The sequence below is a fragment of the Arthrobacter sp. TE12231 genome (assembly GCF_054062895.1).
Map to the genome: position 1 here is coordinate 3,577,877 of NZ_JBSSFS010000001.1, position 19,504 is coordinate 3,597,380.

Annotated in this window: 10 protein-coding genes and 1 tRNA gene; 9 read left to right on the forward strand and 2 right to left on the reverse strand. The window is 69.1% G+C overall.

Annotation, left to right across the window (positions count from 1 at the left end):
* Nucleotides 1-405: 405 nt before the first annotated feature.
* Entirely contained in the window at nt 406-4,962 is a 4,557-nt protein-coding gene (locus tag ACVWYS_RS16005; RefSeq protein WP_456507500.1) for an ExeM/NucH family extracellular endonuclease, read from the forward strand.
* Nucleotides 4,963-5,493: 531 nt separating this feature from the next.
* On the opposite strand, the gene ACVWYS_RS16010 is transcribed toward ACVWYS_RS16005, so the two are convergent.
* A complete protein-coding gene (locus ACVWYS_RS16010; RefSeq protein WP_456507501.1) occupies nt 5,494-7,644 on the reverse strand; it encodes an FAD/NAD(P)-binding protein in 2,151 nt (716 codons plus the stop codon).
* 85 nt (nt 7,645-7,729) lie between these two features.
* Here ACVWYS_RS16010 and ACVWYS_RS16015 point away from each other — a divergent pair, with 85 nt between their 5' ends.
* The 4 genes from ACVWYS_RS16015 (at nt 7,730) to ACVWYS_RS16030 (ending at nt 13,470) form a co-directional block, all read left to right on the forward strand.
* Nucleotides 7,730-10,027, forward strand: coding sequence for a prolyl oligopeptidase family serine peptidase (locus ACVWYS_RS16015; RefSeq protein WP_456507502.1), 2,298 nt, complete (start codon nt 7,730-7,732; stop codon nt 10,025-10,027).
* Nucleotides 10,028-10,171: 144 nt separating this feature from the next.
* A tRNA-Ser gene (locus tag ACVWYS_RS16020) sits at nt 10,172-10,259 on the forward strand.
* A gap of 105 nt (nt 10,260-10,364) precedes the next feature.
* The gene (locus ACVWYS_RS16025) at nt 10,365-11,978 is read left to right on the forward strand and encodes a phytoene desaturase family protein (RefSeq protein WP_456507503.1); all 1,614 of its coding nucleotides are present in this window, start codon (nt 10,365-10,367) and stop codon (nt 11,976-11,978) included.
* Nucleotides 11,979-12,000: 22 nt separating this feature from the next.
* The gene (locus ACVWYS_RS16030) at nt 12,001-13,470 is read left to right on the forward strand and encodes an MFS transporter (protein ID WP_456510050.1); all 1,470 of its coding nucleotides are present in this window, start codon (nt 12,001-12,003) and stop codon (nt 13,468-13,470) included.
* Here the strand turns inward: ACVWYS_RS16030 and ACVWYS_RS16035 are convergent.
* Complete coding sequence (locus ACVWYS_RS16035; protein WP_456510051.1) at nt 13,415-15,628, reverse strand: RecQ family ATP-dependent DNA helicase; 2,214 nt, start codon at nt 15,626-15,628, stop codon at nt 13,415-13,417. The genes ACVWYS_RS16030 and ACVWYS_RS16035 overlap by 56 nt on opposite strands.
* 144 nt (nt 15,629-15,772) lie before the next feature.
* On the opposite strand from ACVWYS_RS16035, the gene ACVWYS_RS16040 reads away from it, so the two are divergent.
* The 4 genes from ACVWYS_RS16040 to ACVWYS_RS16055 all read left to right on the forward strand — a co-directional run bounded on the left by ACVWYS_RS16040 (nt 15,773) and on the right by ACVWYS_RS16055 (nt 19,458).
* Nucleotides 15,773-17,191, forward strand: a complete 1,419-nt coding sequence (locus ACVWYS_RS16040; protein WP_456510052.1) for a phosphomannomutase/phosphoglucomutase — start codon at nt 15,773-15,775, stop codon at nt 17,189-17,191.
* 2 nt (nt 17,192-17,193) lie between these two features.
* Nucleotides 17,194-17,679, forward strand: a complete 486-nt coding sequence (locus ACVWYS_RS16045) for a hypothetical protein (RefSeq protein ID WP_091255386.1) — start codon at nt 17,194-17,196, stop codon at nt 17,677-17,679.
* Nucleotides 17,680-17,699: 20 nt separating this feature from the next.
* Nucleotides 17,700-18,149 carry an RrF2 family transcriptional regulator gene (locus ACVWYS_RS16050; RefSeq protein WP_344363000.1) on the forward strand — a complete coding sequence of 150 codons (450 nt, stop codon included), beginning with the start codon at nt 17,700-17,702 and terminating at the stop codon, nt 18,147-18,149.
* A 148-nt stretch (nt 18,150-18,297) separates the two neighbouring features.
* A complete protein-coding gene (locus ACVWYS_RS16055; protein WP_344362997.1) occupies nt 18,298-19,458 on the forward strand; it encodes a globin domain-containing protein in 1,161 nt (386 codons plus the stop codon).
* Nucleotides 19,459-19,504 lie beyond the last annotated feature (46 nt).

The following is a 19,504-nucleotide window of genomic DNA, read 5'->3' on the forward strand; positions in this document are numbered from 1 at the left end:
GAGCCCGGGACCGCTAACCCCGGCCTCCCCGACAGGCGGGGCCGAAAGGCCTCAGCCACCTAATTACAAAAATTGTTGTAAGAAATACCGGCCAGTCCCTTCCCCGAGGGCTACTGGCCGGTATTCTGCTGTGGAGCGCCCGGTGGAGGCACCCGGACACCGCTCACCTGCATCATCAGTCACCGCTGCCCGGGGCTTTCGAGCCGCTCCGGGAAGGCTGCGGCGCGTCTCGCTGGGGGACGTCCCGCCGAATGCACGTTTAATCCATACGTTGTTCATTCACCCCTGTTTGGATGGGCCCGGCACGACTTGACCAGGAGTTCAGGCCGGCCACTGTCCGCTGCACCCGGCGGACGCACTGCACCCTGCCCTTTACCCGGGGCACCCTAATGAGAGTTAGAGCGGATGAAACAAACACCCTGGAAATCAGTGCTGGGCACAGCCCTGTCGGCGGCGCTCATAGCGGCTCCGCTGGCGGCAGCCCCGGCACATGCCGTGGAGGCTTCCCCGGCGGCAACCGGAACCTCACCGGTGGTCATCAACGAGGCCTACCTCAGCGGCGGCAGCACCGGCGCCGCCTTCAAGAACAAATTCGTCGAGCTCTACAACAGCTCCGACGCGCCCGTTTCGGTGGACGGCTGGTCCCTCCAGTACCGCTCCGCCACAGGCACGGGAGCGCCGAGCTCGGTTGCAGCCCTGAGCGGCAGCATCCCCGCCCAGGGGTACTACCTCCTCAAGGGCGGCAGCAACGGCACCGCCGGCGCGGACCTCCCGGCCGCGGACGCCACCGCCACCGGGTTCAACCCGGCCGGGGGCGGCGGCACGATCGTGCTGGCCAAACAGTCCACCGCACTCAACCCGCTGCTGACCGGCTCGGTCATTGAACCGGCCAACGTCGCGGACGTGCTCGGCTACGGCACGTCGAACACCTTCGAGACCCAGGCGGCCGCGGCGCCGTCGGGCAACACCGACGTCAAGAGCCTGAACCGCAGCAACGGCGCGGACACCAACAACAACTCCGCCGACCTCGCGCTCAACGCAGCCATCACGCCGAAGGCTGCCAACGGCACCGCAGATCCCGGCCCCGTCGACCCGCCCGCGGACCCCGGCACGCCCCCGGCCACCAAGACCATCGCCGAAATCCAGGGCACCGGCGCGGCCAGCCCGCTGGCCGGGTCCACGGTCACGACGCGCGGTAGGGTCACCGCGACGTTCCCCACCGGCGGTTTCGCCGGCTACTACGTCCAGACCGCCGGCACCGGCGGCGATCTCACGCCGGCCAACCACACGGCGTCGGACGCTGTGTTCGTCTACTCGCCCTCCACGGTGGACTCCGTCAGGATCGGTGACTACGTCGAGCTCACCGGCGCCGTCAGCGAATTCTTCGGAATGACCCAGCTGACCGTTGCCGCGGCAGCCGATCTGAAGAAGCTCACCGAGGCCGCCCCGGAGGTCAAGGCCACCGGCTTCGCCCTCCCGGCCGACGAGGCGTTCCGTGAGTCCCTCGAAGGCATGCTGCTCACCCCGCAGGGACCGGTCACCGTGGCGGACAACTTCTCGCTGAACCAGTACGGCGAGATCGGCCTGGCCGGCGGCACCACCGCGCTGGAGCAACCCACCGCCGTCGCGCCGTTCGGCTCCGCGGAATACACCGCCGCTGTGGCGGCAAATGCCGCCCGCGGCATCAAGCTCGACGACGGTGCCACCACGACCTTCCTCAAGGACGCCGCCACGAAGGCCCAGGTGCTCCCGTACCTGACCACGGACGACCACGTCCGGGTCGGCGCGCCGGTGACGTTCAAAACCAATGTGGTGCTCAGCTACGCGAACAACGCCTGGAAGTTCCAGCCCCTGACACAGCTCACGGCCGCCAACGCGGACACCGTGCAGCCGGCAAGCTTCGGCGCCACCCGCGCGGACTCCCCGGCGGCCGTCGGCGGCAACCTCAAGCTCGCCTCCTTCAACGTGCTGAACTACTTTCCCACCACGGGCGACACGATCTCCGGCTGCAAGTTCTACAACGACCGGGCGGGCAACCCCATCACCGTCAGCGGCGGCTGCGACGTCCGCGGCGCCGCGAATGCGGAGAACTTCAAGCGGCAGCAGGACAAGATCGTCGCCGCCATCGCCAAGTCCGGCGCCGACGTCGTCACGCTGATGGAGGTCGAGAACTCGGCCCAGTTCGGCAAGAACCGTGACGACGCCCTTGCCAAGCTCGTGGATGCCCTGAACATCGCCACGCCGGGGATCTGGGACTACGTCCGCACGCCCGCCAACGCACCCCCGCTGGCCGACGAGGACATGATCCGCACCGCGTTCATCTTCAAAAAGGCCACCGCCGAGCCGGTGGGCGAGTCCATCATCCACAATGACACCGTCGCATTCGCCAGCGCCCGCAAGCCGCTGGCCCAGGTCTTCAAGCCCGTCGGCGCCTCGGATGACAAGAAGTTCATCGCGATCGCCAACCACTTCAAGTCCAAGGGCTCCGCCGCCACTCCGGAGGACACCGACAAGGGCCAGGGCGCCTCCAACCTCGCCCGCACCGCCCAGGCCAAGTCCCTGCTGGCGTTCTCGGATGAACTGCAGAAGTCCAAGGGCACGGACAAGGTCTTCCTGATCGGCGACTTCAACTCCTACGCCAAGGAGGACCCGATCAACGTCCTCACAGGCGCCGGCTACGTCAACCAGGATGAGAAGGCAAAGAACGCCGACGGCTCCGCCAAGCATTCCTACCTCTTCGGCGGCCTCGTGGGTTCGTTGGACCACATCCTCGCCTCCCCCGCAGCCAACGCCGCGGTCACGGGCGCTGACATCTGGAACATCAACTCCGTGGAGTCCGTGGCGCTGGAGTACAGCCGCTACAACAACAACGTCACCGACTACTACACGCCGGACCAGTTCCGGGCGAGCGATCACGATCCGGTGGTGGTGGGCCTGAACTTGCCCGTCACCCCGGCCAGCGTTGAGCTGAACTTCCTGGGCATCAACGATTTCCACGGCCGCATCGATTCCAACACCGTGTTCTTCGCGGGGACCATCGAGAAGCTTCGCGCCGCCGCCGCGCCGGGCGCGACGGCGTTCATTTCGGCTGGCGACAACATCGGCGCCTCGCTGTTCGCCTCCGCGACCGCCAAGGACCAGCCGACCATCGACGTGCTGAACGCGCTGGACCTGCGCACCTCCGCGGTGGGCAACCACGAGTTCGACGGCGGCTGGGCGGACCTGCGCGACCGCGTCAGCGCCGGCGGAACCAACGCGAAATTCCCGTACCTGGGCGCCAACGTCTATGCCAAGGGCACCACCACACCGGTCCTGCCGGAGTACACGGTCCTGGACATGAACGGCGTCAAGGTCGCCGTGATCGGCACCGTGACCCAGGAAGTGCCCTCGCTCGTCACGCCGTCGGGCATCGCGGACCTGGAGTTCGGGGATCCCGTCGACGCCATCAACCGGGTCGCGGCAAAGATCAAGGCGGACAAGCTCGCCGACGTCATCATCGTGGAGAACCACGACGGCGCCGGGTCCGGTGCGCCCGAGGGCGCCACCCTGGAACAGGAAGTCGCCGCCGGCGGCCCCTTCGCCAAGATGGTCCAGAAGGTCACCCCGGATGTTGCCGCGATCTTCAACGGCCACACCCACAAGCAGTACGCCTGGGACGCGCCGGTCCTGGATTCGGCGGGCCAGCCCACCGGCAGGACCCGCCCGATCGTCCAGACCGGAAACTACGGCGAGTTCATCGGCCAGATCCAGCTCACCGTCGACACCAAGACCATGTCGGTGACCGGCTACAAGGCCGGCAACGTCCAGCGCACCACGAGTGCCGCGCAGCCTGCAGCGGACCTCGTGGCCCAGTACCCGCGGGTCGCCGCCGTCAAGACCATCGTGGACAAGGCCCTGGCCGAGGCCGCCGTGGTGGGCAACCAGCCTGTCGGCAAGGTCACCGCGGATATCACGACGGCATTTGGCGGCTCCCCGGCCGTGCGCGATGACCGGGCCAGCGAGTCCACGCTCGGCAACCTGGTGGCCGACTCCCTCGTGGATGCGCTGAAGGCGCCGGAACTCGGCGCCGCAGAAATCGGCGTCGTCAATCCGGGCGGTCTGCGCAACGAGCTGTACTACGCGCCCGACGGCACCATCACGTACGCCGAGGCCAACGCGGTGCTGCCGTTCGTGAACAATCTGTGGACCACGTCCCTGACGGGCGCGCAGTTCAAGACGCTGCTGGAGCAGCAGTGGCAGACCAACCCGGACGGCACGGTTCCCAGCCGCGCGTACCAGCAGCTGGGCCTGTCCAAGAACGTGAACTACACCTACGACGCCGCTCGCGCCGCCGGTGACCGGATCACCTCGATCCGGGTCAACGGTGTGCTGGTCGACCCGGCGAAGTCCTACCGAATCGGGACGTTCAACTTCCTGGCCACCGGCGGCGACAACTTCCGCATCTTCAAGGAAGGTGCCGGCACCAAGGACTCCGGGCTGGTGGACCGCGACGCGTGGATCAAGTACCTGCAGACCCACAACCCCGTTTCGCCTGATTTCGCACGGCGCTCCGTGGCGGTCGTGAACACGACGGCGGCCGAGGTCAAGAGTGGTGAGTCCGTCACCTTGGCGGTTTCGAAGCTGGACCTCACCTCGCTGGGCAGCCCGGTGAATACCTCGCTGCGCGCCGAATTCACGGATGCTGCAGGTGCCGTGACGTCCCTGGGCTCAGTTCCGGTGTCCGCCGGCGCCGCCACGGTGGACGTGAAGGTTCCTGCAGCCGCGGCTGCCGGCACGGGCACCCTGGTGCTCACCGCCGTCGAATCCGGCACTGTGGTGAAGACTGCGGTGCTGATCGCGGCCAGCACCCCCGTCCCGCCGAAGTGCGTCCCGCCGGTCAAGCCGACGCGGCCCGCGGACGTCGTGGGCCAGGTGAACTACGGGACAGCCATGGCCGCCTACAGGAAGTGCCTCAAGGGCTGATCCGTGTCCCGGGCTTCCGTAGCCCGGGGCACGTAGCCCCGGGCTCGTAGCTCCCGCAGCAGTGAACATGCCCTCCCCTAGCCCGCAGCAGTGGACATAAGCACCAAGAGTCCACCGCCCGGCGCCACGGGAGGGTATGTCCATTTGTCGAGGTGTCGGGGTGGAACCCAAGGAGCCAGGATGCCGCGGCCACATCACGGGACATGCCCAGCCCTAAGCCTCAGGGCTGGACATAAGCACCAAGAGTCCATGGCCCGGCCCCAGGGGAGAGCATGCCCATTTTTCATGGCCCGCCACATCACGGGACATGCCCAGCCCTAAGCCTCACGAGTGGACATAAGCACCAAGAGTCCACCGCCCGGCGCCACGGGAGGGCATGCCCAATTTTCACGGCCCGCCACAACACGGGACATGCTCAGCCCTAAGCCTCAGGAGTGGACACAAGCACCAAGAGCCCACCGCCGGGCCCCAGGGGAGGGCATGTCCACTTTTCACAGGGGCGGATGCGGGCCAGAGACGTGCAGCTGCGTGTCAGCGGCCCAGGATGTCCCGGGCGATCTCGTCGGCGTCGCGCAGGGTGCGCTGCCCGCTGCGGTAGACGGGGCCCGACGCCGGCCGGGCCTCGGCGGCGATTGCCGTGCCCCATTGCGCGGCGGAGAGCTGGAGCCCGAGCACGTAGATTCCCTCCGTCACGGACCCGTTAGCCCCGAGCGGCCGATACGGATGCGGGACGACATCCAGTCCCGAGGTCTGGACCGGGGTCCCCTCCACGCTCATCATGAGGCGCGGCCGCACCAGCCCCTCGGCCAGCAATTGCTCCAGCAGGGGCGAGGCGTTCGCGGCCACCCGGTTGGCCGGCGCAAGCGCCTCGATCATCGCCGACGCCGCCACGGAGCCCGCCGCGGAGTCGCCCGCCACGGCGGCCCCCAAGCCAGCACCGCCCGAGGCGGTCCCCAGGCCGGCACCGCCCGCGCCGCTCCCCGTCCGGGAGCTCGCGCCGGCACCCCCCGCGCCGCCCAGAACACCGCCGGACCCGCCGTCGACGCTTTCATCGGTGCCGAAGCCCACCCAGGGCGACGCCGCGATGAACGTCCGGGCTCGGCGGTCCACGCCGAACTTGGGGTCCGGGCCCACGAAGCGGACAACCCCCGCGCGGGCCAGGGCCGCGAGCTGCGCGGCACGCAGCGCCGGCGGACCGCTCGCCAGGCCTTCCACGAAAGATTCGAACCAGCCGCGCAGGCCCGCGACCCACGATTCGTCCGTGATGCCACTGTCGGCCACAGCAGTCTTGAGCACCGCCCGGCCGTGGTGCAGGGCGCCGATGGCCATCTTCACGGCGTCGTTCTCGCCGAGCGCCGAACGCCGGGCGTCGTCGAGCAGATAGTCCACGACGGCGGCATCCAGTTCAGACCGGGAGCCAAACGAGCGCCCGGCCAGGGGAGCTGCGAGGCCGAGCAAGTCCAGGCGGTGGGCTGCCCGGACATGGATGGCGACCACGGATTCCATGGTGTTTTCCCACTTGCCGGTCGAATGCGCGTGCGGCCGCAGTGACTCGTCCAGGGCGCGCAGGAACTCGGCCGGATCGGTCAGGACCGCACCGGGCTGCGAGCGCGCGAGCGTCGAGTAGTAGGCCCAGATCGCGTCGCGGTGCAGGAGCGGCCAGAGGTCAAAGTCGAAGGACGGCCGGATGCCGGACTCGGCGAACTTCGCGATCGCGTCCTCGGTGCAGTACCGCAGCTGGACCGAGCCCGGGTAGTAGCCGGTGAGCGTCGCCTTGGCCCGGTAGGGGGTCCCGCGGCGTGAGGCGGCGATGATGAGAGGTTCGCGGCCGGACGGCACGTATGTCAGTTCGGCGTTGTCCTCCGCGGCCAGGAACCGCCCGCCGCGCCCTTCCGTCAGCTGTCCCATCACGTCAAAGAAGTTCAGGCCCATACCGCGCACGAGGACTGGTTCACCGGCCGGCACCACGGACCAGTCGACGTCGGCGGGCGCCGCCGGCGGCAGGTACAGGAGGCCGAGCTCCTCCGCCGCGGTGAGCAGCTCCCGCTGTTCGGCGTTCAACCGCGCGTCCAGATGGCCCAGGGCCAGCACCACGGAGTCGACGGTGAGCACCGTGCCGTCGTCGAGGACGACGTCGAACCGCACCGCAGAATCCTGTGCGGCAACAGGGTCAGCAGCCGCCGGGTCAGCGCCCGCTGCGGCCGCGTGGCGCACGGAGGTCGCCGTCGCCGGGTGGAAGTCCACGGTGACGCCGGCCGGGAGCCGGGTGAGCAGCTCCTCGAGGGTGGAGCGCAGGTAGCGGCCGTACAGGGCCCGGCTGGGGAAGTCCGCCTGGCCGAGCCCGGAGACCTCGGCCCGTTCCTCGTCAGTCAGCGACGGATCAAGGTGGCGTTGCTGGAGGTCGCGCCACTGGTCAAAGGTGTGCCCGGCCACGGGCGCGGCGAGCGCCGGGTCTTCCGGGATGACCGTGGGATAGAACGATTGCGTGTTCATCAGGTACAGCCGCGACTGTCCGGGCTGCCAGACATGCCCGGGCCCGGCAGGGTACGGGTCAATCACGTCGATGTGCAGGGTTCCGGCAGGGCCGGCGGCGGCCCAGTTGGCAAGGAGCCGCTCCAGCACGCTCGTGCCCCGGGGACCGGCGCCAATCACTGCCGTCCGGATGCTTCGCGATATGCCCACGGCATCCAGCGTATCGGCAACCCGGCCGCGGGCCGGACCCGCCGCATGACTTGCTACTGCCGCACCGATGTTCTTGGATGGAAAAATGACCGCCACAGAAGCTGATCACCCGTCCGCGTCCGGCCAAGCCGCCGGCGCCGCCCCGGATGCAGGGACTGCACCCGAACCAATCGACGAGAACATCTGGCTCGAGGACGTCTACGGCCAGGAGCAGTTGGCGTGGGTCCGTGAGCAAAATGCCCGCACCGAAGAACTCCTCGAGGATGCCGACTACACCGACCTCGAAAACAGAATCCTGGAGGTCCTCGACTCCACCGACCGGATCCCCATGGTGGGCAAGCACGGCGAGTGGTACTACAACTTCTGGAAGGACCGGGACAACCCCAAGGGACTGTGGCGGCGGACCGGCTGGGACAGCTACCGGTCCGGGACCCCCGCATGGGACGTCCTGTTGGATGTCGATGCCCTCGCCGCCGCCGAAGGCCAGGATTGGGTCTTCCACGGCGCCAACTTCCTCCGCCCGGCCCCGGGCGAACCGCACCGTCGGGCGCTGCTGGCCTTCTCTCCCGACGGCGGGGACGCGAACCGCTACCGTGAGTTCGACGTCGAGGCCCGCGGCTTCGTGGATCCGGCGGACGGCGGCTTCGACCTCCCGACCGGCAAGGGCAACGCCTCCTGGCTGGACGCGGACACCTTGCTTGTCGCCACCACGGCCGACGGCCTGCCGCGGACCACCTCCTCCTACGCCCGGACCGGGGTGAAGCTGCGCCGGGGCGAATCCCTCACACAGGCCGAGAAGCTCTTCGACATCCCCGAGGACCACATGATGGCGATCGTGGCCCACGACTCCACGCCGGGCTTCGAACGCACGTTTGCCGTCGACTGGATCAGTTTCTTCGAAAAGAACACCTCCGTGCTGCGCGACGGCCAGTGGGTGCAGATCGACGTGCCCGCGGACGTGAACTTGAGCTCGCACCGCGAATGGCTGCTGTTCCGCCCGCAGCGCGACTGGACGGTCAACGGCACCACATACCCCGCGGGTTCCCTCCTCGCGGCCGGCTTCGAGGACTTCCTCGCCGGCAGCCGGGACCTGGCCGTGCTCTTCTCGCCCGATCCGCACACCTCCCTGCAGTCTTGGAGCTGGACGCGGGACTTCCTGCTGCTGAATCTGCTTCGGGACGTGTCCTCGGAGATCCACGTCCTGGATCCGCGGCGCCCGGGAACGGACTCGGCATGGGAGGCCACCGTCCTGGACGCCTGCCCGCCCTTGCACGACGTCAACGCCTTCGCAGTTGACGACGAAGACGACGCCGAAGGCACGGACGACGACGGCGATGACGGCACCGGCGGCGCCGCCTCGGTGTCCGAGGGCGAGTCGCCCGGCGCCGGGAATGACTTCTGGCTCATCGCCACCGGTTTCACGACCCCCACCACCCTGACCCGGGGAACACTCACCCGCGGCGGTGACTCCGGCGCCGGCGCAACCAGCACGCACGAGGTGATCCGGACCTCGCCGTCGTTCTTCAACGAGGCGGACTACGAAGTCCAGCAGCACTTCGCCGTCTCCAAGGACGGCACCAGGATCCCCTACTTCCAGGTAGGCTCCAAGGACCTGGTCCTGGACGGCCAGAACCCCACCCAGCTGTCCGGTTACGGGGGCTTCGAGATCTCGCGGACCCCGGCCTACAGCGGGGCAGTCGGCCGGGCCTGGCTGGAACGGCGCACCGCGGCGTCCGCCGGCGCTGAGGGCGGGGCCCCGCACCGCCGGGGCGGCGTCTACGTGGTGGCGAACATCCGCGGCGGCGGCGAATACGGGCCGTCCTGGCACCGCGCCGCACTGCAGGGCAACCGCCACCGCGCCTATGAGGACTTCGCCGCCGTGGCGAAGGACCTGATCTCCCGCGGTGTCACGTCCCGCGAGCGGCTCGGCTGCGTGGGAGGCTCCAACGGCGGGCTGCTGGTGGGCAACATGCTCACGCAGTATCCGGAACTGTTCGGCGCCGTGTCCTGCGGGGTCCCGCTCCTGGACATGCGCCGGTACACCAAACTCTCCGCGGGCTACTCCTGGATCGGCGAATACGGCGACCCTGACGACCCGGAACAGTGGGAGTCCATCAAGACGTTCTCGCCCTACCATCTGCTCAAGGACGGGGTGGACTACCCCGAGACGTTCATCTGGACGGCGACATCCGATGACCGGGTGGGGCCGGTTCAGGCCCGGAAGATGGCCGCGCGCATGCAGGCCATGGGCATCCCGAACGTCTGGTTCCATGAGGCCCTGGAGGGCGGTCACGCGGGCGCGTCCGACAACCGGCAGGCCGCGGCCCTGCAAAGCCGGAGTCAGCATTTCCTGTGGCGTGCCCTGGCCGGCCGGGAGGCCTGATCCCGCACTCCCGTTGGCGACAAGCAACGCGGGGTCACATCCCGCCCATCATGGGCCGTAGGTGACCCCGCGTTGTCCCGGACCAGCCGTTTTGCACTGTGTGGCACCTTCTGCGTATCCTTGGTTGGCTAGTTAATAGCAATTGGAGACGTGCCAGAGCGGCCGAATGGGCTTCACTGCTAATGAAGTGTGGGGCACAACTCCACCGGGGGTTCAAATCCCCCCGTCTCCGCGTTTGGCCCCGGTCCCTGACCGGGGCCTTTTGCGTTCCCGGGGCACCCGTCCGGTGGCCGGACGCCGCGCGCCCGACGGCGGATCCGGATGGCAGGATAGGCCCATGTCGAGCAACACGGAATTTGACGCGATCATCGTCGGCGGCGGCCACAACGGCCTTGCCGCGGCGGCGTATCTGGCCAAGGCCGGGCGGGACGTCCTGGTCTTGGAAAAGCTGGAGAACGCTGGCGGCGCCGCAGTCTCAGCGCACGCGTTCGACGGCGTCGACGCCCGCCTTTCGCGCTACTCGTACCTCGTAAGCCTTCTCCCGCAGCAAGTCATCGATGACCTCGGCCTGCGCATCGAACTGGCACGGCGGCGCTATTCCTCCTATAGCCCGGACCCCCGGGACAGCAGCCGGGCCCTGCTGGTGGACAACGAGGACGCGGCCGCCACCGCGGCGTCCTTCGCCGCCGTCGGCGCGCCCGACGGCGAATTCGGCGCCTTCACCGCGTTCTACGCCGCCTGCCGGAAGCTCACGGAAGCCCTCTGGCCCACCATGACCGCGCCGCTGCTGCCGCGGTCCGAAGCGCGGTCCCTCGCCGCCCGGGCCGGGGCGTCCGCGGGCTGGGAGGCCATGATCGAACGTCCCATCGGAGATGCCATCAGCCAGGACCTGCACAGCGACCTGGTCCGCGGCGTGGTCCTCACCGACGCGCTGATCGGCACCTTCGCCCGGGCCGACGACGAGGACCTGCAGCAGAACATCTGTTTCCTGTACCACCTGATCGGCGGCGGGACGGGCGATTGGGACGTGCCGGTCGGCGGCATGGGCGCCGTGTCCGGTGAGCTGGAGCGGGCCGCCCGCCACGCCGGCGCGACCATCTTGACCTCGGCAGACGTCACGGCCGTCCGCCCAGGCGGTGTCGTGGGCTACCGCCACGGCGGGGAGGACCACAGGGCAACCGCGCGGTGGATCCTCTCCAATGTGGCACCGGTGGTCCTGGACCGGCTCCGGGACAGCGGAACCCGCAACGGTACCGACAACCCGAACCATCGCCGCGAGGGCGCACAGGTCAAGGTCAACCTCCTGCTCAAACGGCTGCCGCGGCTGCTGGACGGGTCCGTCAGCCCGGAGGCGGCCTTCGGCGGGACGTTCCACATCAACGAGACGTGGTCCCAGCTCGACGCCGCCTACCTCAGCGCCGCGGGCGGATCCGTGCCCTCGCCGCTGCCGTGTGAAATCTACTGCCACTCGCTGACCGACCCCAGCATCCTGTCTCCGGAACTGCAGGCCGCAGGTGCCCAGACGCTGACGGTCTTCGGGCTGCACGTCCCGGACCGGCTGGTCACGGCGGAGAACAATGAGGACCGGCGGGCCGAACTGCAGTCCGCCGTCCTGGCCTCCCTGAACTCCGTCCTGGCTGAACCCATAGAGGATCTGCTCCTGACGGGTCCGGACGGTCGCCCCTGCATCGAAACCAAGACCACCCTGGATATCGAACGCGCCGTCGGCATGCCCCGAGGCAACATCTTCCACGGCGGGCTCGACTGGCCGTTCGTGGAAGACGGCGACCCGCTGGACACGCCGGCGCGCCGCTGGGGCGTGGCCACGGACGATCCGCAGATCCTGCTCTGCGGCTCCGGCGCCCGCCGCGGCGGTGCCGTCAGCGCGATCGGCGGGCACAACGCCGCCATGGCCGTGCTGGAAGCTGAACAGCCGCTCCGCCATGCGTGACCCCGACGGCGGACCCTTGAGCATGAAAGCCTCCTCCCGCAGCAGTGTTCCGGCCGAGGGCAGCTGGAGCCCGCGGCTGGCCCTTCTGGTGGCCGCAACGTTCTTCATGGAATTCCTCGACGGGACCGTCCTGACCACGGCCATTCCCAGCATCGCCGCCGATTTCTCGGTCGCCCCGGCCGACGTCAACATCACCATGACGGCCTACCTGATGACGGTCGCGATGGGCATCCCGCTCAGCAGCTGGCTCGCGGAGAGGATCGGGGCACGCCGGGTGTTCTGCCTGGCCATCGCAACCTTTACCGCCGCGTCATTGCTCTGCGCGCTGAGCCAGGACCTCACCATGCTGACCCTGAGCCGGGTCCTGCAGGGGGCCGGAGGCGCCATGATGGTCCCCGTGGGAACCCTCGTGGTGCTCCGCGGGACGCCGAAGAAGGACCTGCTGCGGGCGACCGCGTTCCTGGTGTGGCCCGGGCTGCTGGCCCCGGTCCTGGCCCCGCTCGTGGGCGGCGCCCTGACAACGTACCTGTCCTGGCATTGGATCTTCCTGGTCAACCTCCCCCTGGGCCTGGCGGCGTTCCTGGCCGCGCTGCGCCTGGTCCCGGCGGTCGCCGGCGACAGCACGCGGCGACTCGACTGGCTGGGGCTGGCATTGACCACGCTTGGGGTGGGCTCCCTGCTGGTGGGTCTGGAACTGACGGGCGGCCGGGACGCCGGACTGGCGGCGGCCGCGGGGATCGTGACGGGCCTGCTGTTCCTGACCGCCGCCGTGGCCTGGATGCGGCGGTCCAGCACGCCGCTGTTCAATCTGTCCGTCTTCGGCGCGCGGACGTTCCGCGCGACGGCCACGGGCGGCTTTGTGTACCGCCTGACCATCAGCGCCGTGCCGTTCCTGCTGCCGCTGATGTTCCAGGCCGGCTTCGGCTGGGACCCCCTGCACGCCGGGGCGATGGTGTCCGCCGTGTTCGCGGGCAACATCGGGATCAAGCCGGCCACGACGCCGCTCATCCGGCGGTTCGGCTTCAAGCCCGTCCTGGTGTTCGCATCGTTGGCCTCGGCGGTCACCTTTGCGCTGTGCGCGCTGCTCGACGCCGGCACGCCGGAGCCGCTGATCGTCGCGGTCCTCGTGGCCAGCGGAGCCTTCCGCTCCATCGGCTTCTCGGCCTACGCGTCCGTCCAGTACGCCGACGTCGTCCCGGCCCAGTTGCCGTCCGCGAACGCCGTCTCCGCCACGCTCGTGCAGCTCGCGACCGCGGCGGGGATTGCCGTCGGGGCGCTGCTGCTGCGGGTTTTCGAGTCAGGCAGCCATGCCCTCGCCGGCCCTGCGGCCGGTGACCCGGCGGCGCCGTACCGGGCGGCGTTCGTGGCCATCGCCGTCCTGATGCTCCTGAGCACGCTGGACAGCCTGGCGCTCCCCCGCCATGCGGGCGCCGCGGTCAGCCGGCCTGGCCCAGCACCAGCGGCAAAACGGCGCCGGCGCCCGCAAGCCTGAGGGCGCGCCCGGAGACGGTCAGGGTCCAGCGGCTGTCCACGAGGTCGTCGATGAGCATCACGCTCTGGCCGCGGATTCCGGCCAAGGCTTCCTCCAGCTCGGGCCCCACCACCAGGCGGTCCCAGACGGCGGCGAGCCGGTAGGCACTGTTGCCGCCGCGGCCGCCGGTGGGTCCGCCGTGGTGGAGCTGCAGCTGGCCAAGATACGGGATGCGGCCGATCTCGGAGATCCCGCGGGCCAGGGAGTCCACCAGCACGGGCTTGCCACGGGAGGGCAGGCTGATGATCGCGGCCGGCCGGCCGGCGCCGCTCCAGCCCGGGGCCCGCGAGTCTCCGGTGCCCCATTCCCTGAGTACCTGGACGCAGGCCTGCAGCATGCCGGGGTCCACGGGCCGGTCGGGCGCACCGGCGGCGAAGGCCTCGCGCAGGGCACCGCCCCAGCCGAGGTCCGTCAGGCGTGCCAGGACCCGGCCGTCCGCGAGGGCCTCGTCCGGCTTGATCTTGCCCTTGACGGGCACCCCCAGCCGGTCCATGCCGGTGGGCCACTGCAGCCGCGGCTCCAGCACGACGCCGGCCCGGCGGAGTGTCTGCCCGGCGGCCTCCGTGGCTGCTTCGGCGATATCGGCCGGGAACCAGCGGCCAGCACAGTTGTCGCAACGGCCGCAGGCGTGGGCTGTTTCGTCGTCCAGCACCGAGGTGATGTATTCCATCCGGCAGCCGGCGGTGTCCTGGTAGATGACCATCGAGTCCTGCTCATCCACCCGGGCCTCGGCGATCCGGCCGTACCGTTCGGCGTCATAGCTCCAGGACTGTCCCGTGGAACGCCAGCCGCCGCCGACGCGTTCGACGGCGCCGTCCACGGCCAGCACCTTCAGCAGCAGCTCCAGCGGGGTCCGGCGCAGGTCCACCCGGGCCTCGAGCGCCACCGTGGACACAGCCGTACCGGCCTCGGCAAGGGCCGTCAGGACGGCTGCGGCTTTGTCCTCGGACGGCATGGACGCGGTGGCGAAGTACTGCCAGATGTCGCGGTCCTCGGAACCGGGCAGGAGCAGGACGTCGGCGTTCGCCGCGCCGCGCCCGGCACGGCCCACCTGCTGGTAGTACGCCACGGGAGAGGACGGCGCGCCAAGGTGCACCACGAAGCCGAGGTCCGGCTTGTCGAAACCCATGCCGAGGGCGGAGGTGGCAACCAGCGCCTTGACCTGGTTGTCCTTGAGGAGCTGCTCGGCGCGTTCCCGGTCCGCGGGGTCGGTGCGTCCGGTATAGGCAAGCACCTCGTGCCCGGCTTCGGCCAGGAGCCGGGCGGTGTCCTCGGCGGCGGACACCGTGAGCGTGTAGATGATGCCGCTGCCCTGCAGGTCCTGCAGGTGGGTCAGCAGCCAGCCCAGCCGCTCGCGGGAATCCGGCAGTGTCAGGACGCCCAGCCGGAGCGATTCCCGGCCGAGGGCGCCGCGGATGGTCAGGACGTCCTTGCCGAGCTGCTCTTCGATGTCATGGACCACCCGGGAATTGGCCGTGGCGGTGGTGGCGAGCACCGGGACAGTCTCCGGCAACTGAGTGATGAGGTCCGCGATGCGCCGGTAGTCGGGGCGGAAGTCGTGGCCCCAGTCCGAGATGCAGTGGGCCTCGTCAATCACCAGCAGCCCGGTCCGGCGGACGAGTTCGGGAAGCTGGTTTTCCCGGAAGGACGGGTTGGTGAGGCGCTCGGGCGAAACCAGCAGGACGTCCACTTCATCGGCGGCAAGCTGCTCGCGCACGGTGTCCCACTCCAGTTGGTTCGCGGAGTTGATGGCGACCGCCCGAACCCCGGCCCGGGCCGCGGCGGCCACCTGGTCCCGCATAAGAGCCAGGAGCGGGGACACTATCAGGGTGGGTCCCGCGCCGCGGCGGCGCAGCAGCAGCGAGGCGACAAAGTACACGGCCGACTTTCCCCAGCCGGTGCGCTGCACCACCAGGGCGCGCCGGCCGCCATCGACCAGTGCCTCAATGGCCTCGAACTGGCCGTCATGAAACTGCGCCTCGGGGTGCCCCACAAGCTCCCGCAGCACAGCCTGGGCCTGTTCCCGGGTCGGGGAGACAGCGGCCCCGGAAACTGCGGCGCCGGAAATTGAGGTGGCGGAATCTGCTGGGCTGGAAAGGACGTTCTGGTTACTGGCCATTGATTCAGTATCCCAGCCCCCTCCGACACCGCCACAGCGAGCACCCCGCTATGTGGACAACCCACGCATTGGACACCGCGGCGGACAACACCGGCGCGGCCACGTCAGCCCGCAGCGTCAGAGCCGCAACGTAAGATAAGACCCGTGACTACGGACAAGACAAAGACTTTTGACCTCTCGGCCTCGTTCAAGGCTTATGACGTGCGCGGAATCGTGGGCCAATCCATCACCGCGGAAATCGTCGAAGCCGTCGGTGCGGCCTTCGTCGACGTCCTGGAGCTCACGGGGCAGACCGTGCTCGTGGGCGGGGACATGCGCCCCTCCTCCCCCGAGTTCGCCAAGGCCTTTGCCAACGGCGCCGCCACCCGGGGCGCCAACGTCCAGTTGCTGGACCTGATCTCCACCGACGAGCTCTACTACGCGTGCGGTGCCCTCAACGCCGCCGGCGCCACATTCACTGCCAGCCACAACCCGGCCGAGTACAACGGCATCAAGATGGCCAAGGCCGGCGCGGTGCCGATCTCCTCCGAAACCGGGCTCAAGGAAATCCAGGCCCGCGCCGAGGAATACCTCAACGCCGGCACCATCCCGGCCGCCGGCACCCGCGGCCTGGTGGGCGTGCATGATGTCCTCAAGGGGTACGCGGAGTACCTGCGCAGCCTCGTGGACCTGCGCGGCTCACGACCGCTGAAGGTCGTCATCGACGCCGGCAACGGCATGGCCGGCCTCACCACGCCGGCCGTGCTGGGTGATGCGCTGCTGCCCAAGCTTCCCCTGGAGATCGTGCCGCTGTACTTCGAGCTCGACGGCTCGTTCCCGAACCACCCGGCCAACCCGCTGGAGCCGGAAAACCTGTGCGACCTGCAGGCCGCCGTCGTCGAGCACGGCGCGGACATCGGCCTGGCGTTCGACGGCGACGCCGACCGCTGCTTCGTGATCGACGAAAACGGCGAGCCCGTCTCGCCGTCGGCCATCACCGGCATGGTGGCCCGCCGCGAAATCACCCGCGCCCAGGCCCTCGGCGAGGACATGCCGACCGTCATCCACAACCTGCTGACCTCCCGCGCGGTTCCGGAACTCGTCGAACGCCACGGCGGCCGCGCCGTCCGCACCCGCGTGGGGCACTCCTTCATCAAGGCCGTCATGGCCGCGGAAGGAGCCATCTTCGGCGGGGAGCACTCGGCCCACTTCTACTTCCGCGACTTCTGGAATGCGGACACCGGCATGCTGGCGGCCATGCACGTCCTGGCCGCCCTGGGCGAACAGGACGGCCCGCTCTCCGAACTCGGCCGCGAATATGAACCGTACCGGTCCTCCGGCGAGATCAACTCGGAAATCGAGGACAAGGCCGGCGCGGTCGAGCGCGTCCGCGAGGACTTCCTTGACGAAGACGTCGAGGTCGACTACCTCGACGGCAGCACCTTCATTGCCACCGACGGCAGCTACTGGTTCAACCTGCGCCCGTCCAACACCGAGCCGTTCCTGCGCCTCAACGTCGAAGCCACGGACACCGCCACCATGGAGCGGGTCCGCGACCGCGTCCTGGCGCTGGTCCGGGGCTAGCAGTGGCCGCGCATCCCGAAGAAACCCCGGACGCCGGCTCTTGGCGCGAGTCCGTGCCGGAAGCCAGCGCCACGGACCTGGAAAACCTGCTCGGCACCGGCGTCGGGGCCGCGCAGGAGCAGCTGGAGCGTAACGGCGGCTTCCTGCCGTTCGCGCTCGTAGTGCAGAACGACGGCGAAGTCCGGCTGGTTGCCGTGACCCCCGCGGACGCGAGCGACGGATCCGACGCCGACTTCGACGCGGACACCATGATCCGGGACCTCCACGAGCTGCTCCGCCAGCACCGGGACGAGTTCCGGGCCGCCGCGGTGGTCTGTGACATCACGCTGATCGAAGAGGACTCGGACGCCATTCACGTGGCCGCCGAACACCAGGACGGATCGCTGTTCGCCGCGGTCCTGCCCTACGCCCCGAACCCCGGGACCCGCGAACTCGAATTCGGCCAGCTCTCCGCCGATACCAACGAACCCGCCGTGTGGGTGGACTAGACCGGCCGTAAGCTGGGGATATGAAGATCAACGCCTTCGCTGATGTGAGCCTGCGCGCCATGATGGTGCTCGCGGCCGCTCCCGACGGCGGGCTCCTGACCACCCAGAACATCGCCGACGCCGTCGGCACGCCCTACAACCACGTCAGCAAGGCGATGGCGAAGCTGCGCGAACTGGGCATGATCGACGTCGAACGCGGCCGCAACGGCGGATCCCGGCTCAGCAGCGCCGGCCGCGCCGCGACGGTGGGCCAGCTGCTGCGGGAACTCGACACCCGCCAGGACCCGGCCGACTGCGTCGCCGCGGGCGGCACCTGCCCGCTCATCACCGAATGCCATCTCCGGGCCGCGCTTGCCCGGGCCCGCGAGGCCTTCTATCGCGAACTCGACGGGATCGTCATCGCCTCGCTGCCGACCTCCCGGCAAATGACGCCGGTCTTCCAAATGATCGGGCTGCGTCCCGGACTCTAGTCACGGCCCCTCGTCACGGCCCTGCCCACCCGATTTGCATCACTCTTCTACGCCATGTAGAACTGAGGTGTAAATACTCGCATTTCAAATATTAGTATTCACATCGCGGTCCGGTTGAAGACCCCGGGCCACTAACTCAGGAGTCAGCATGCTCTCGGACAAGTCCTTCCCGGTCATCGAGGCCACCCTGCCGCTGGTCGGTTCCCGCATCGGCGAGATCACCCCCAAGTTCTACGCCCGGCTCTTCGCCGCGCACCCGGAACTGCTGGACGGGCTCTTCAGCCGCTCCAACCAGCGCAACGGCAACCAGCAGCAGGCCCTGGCCGGAAGCATCGCCGCTTTCGCCACCCACCTGGTGAACAACCCCGGAACCCTGCCCGAGACCGTCCTGTCCCGCATCGCGCACCGCCATGCCTCCCTGGGCATCACCGAACCGCAGTACCAGGTGGTCTACGAGCACCTCTTCGCCGCCATCGCCGAGGACCTGGCCGAGGTCATCACCCCGGAAATCGCCGAGGCCTGGACCGAGGTCTACTGGCTCATGGCGGATGCGCTGATCAAGCTCGAGAAAGGCCTCTACGCCGCCCAGGCGAACGGCGAGATGTGGACCCCCTGGAAGGTTGCCGCCAAGACTCCCGCCGGCACCGGCTCCATGACCTTCACCCTGGAACCGGCCGACGACACCCCCATCACCGCGGCCCTCCCCGGCCAGTACGTCAGCGTCAAAGTCACCCTGCCGGACGGGCTCCGTCAGGTCCGCCAGTACTCCCTCTCCGGCGACGCCGGCACCAGCCGCAGCTTCACCACGAAGCTCGACGACGGCGGCGAGGTCTCCCCCGTGCTGCACAACACCGTGGAGGTCGGCGACGTCATCGAAATCTCCAACCCCTACGGCGAAATCACACTCAAGGAGGGCGACGGCCCCGTGGTCCTGGCCTCGGCCGGCATCGGCTGCACCCCCACGGCGTCCATCCTGCGCTCCCTCGCCGAGTCCGGTTCGGACCGCCAGGTCCTGGTCCTGCACGCGGAAAGCACCCTGGACAGCTGGGCGCTGCGCTCCCAGATGACTGACGACGTCGAACGCCTCGACGGCGCCGACCTCCAGCTCTGGCTCGAGCAGCCGGAAGCCGGCGCCAAGACCGGCTTCATGTCCCTGCGCGAAGTGGACCTGCCCGCCAACGCGTCCCTGTACCTGTGCGGCCCGCTGCCGTTCATGAAGAACATCCGCAACGAGGCCATCAACGCCGGCATCCCGGCCACGAAGATCCACTACGAGGTCTTCGGCCCGGACATTTGGCTCGCCAGCTAGACACTCATCGATTGCTCCGTAACTGCCCTTCTGAGGGGTCAAAAGG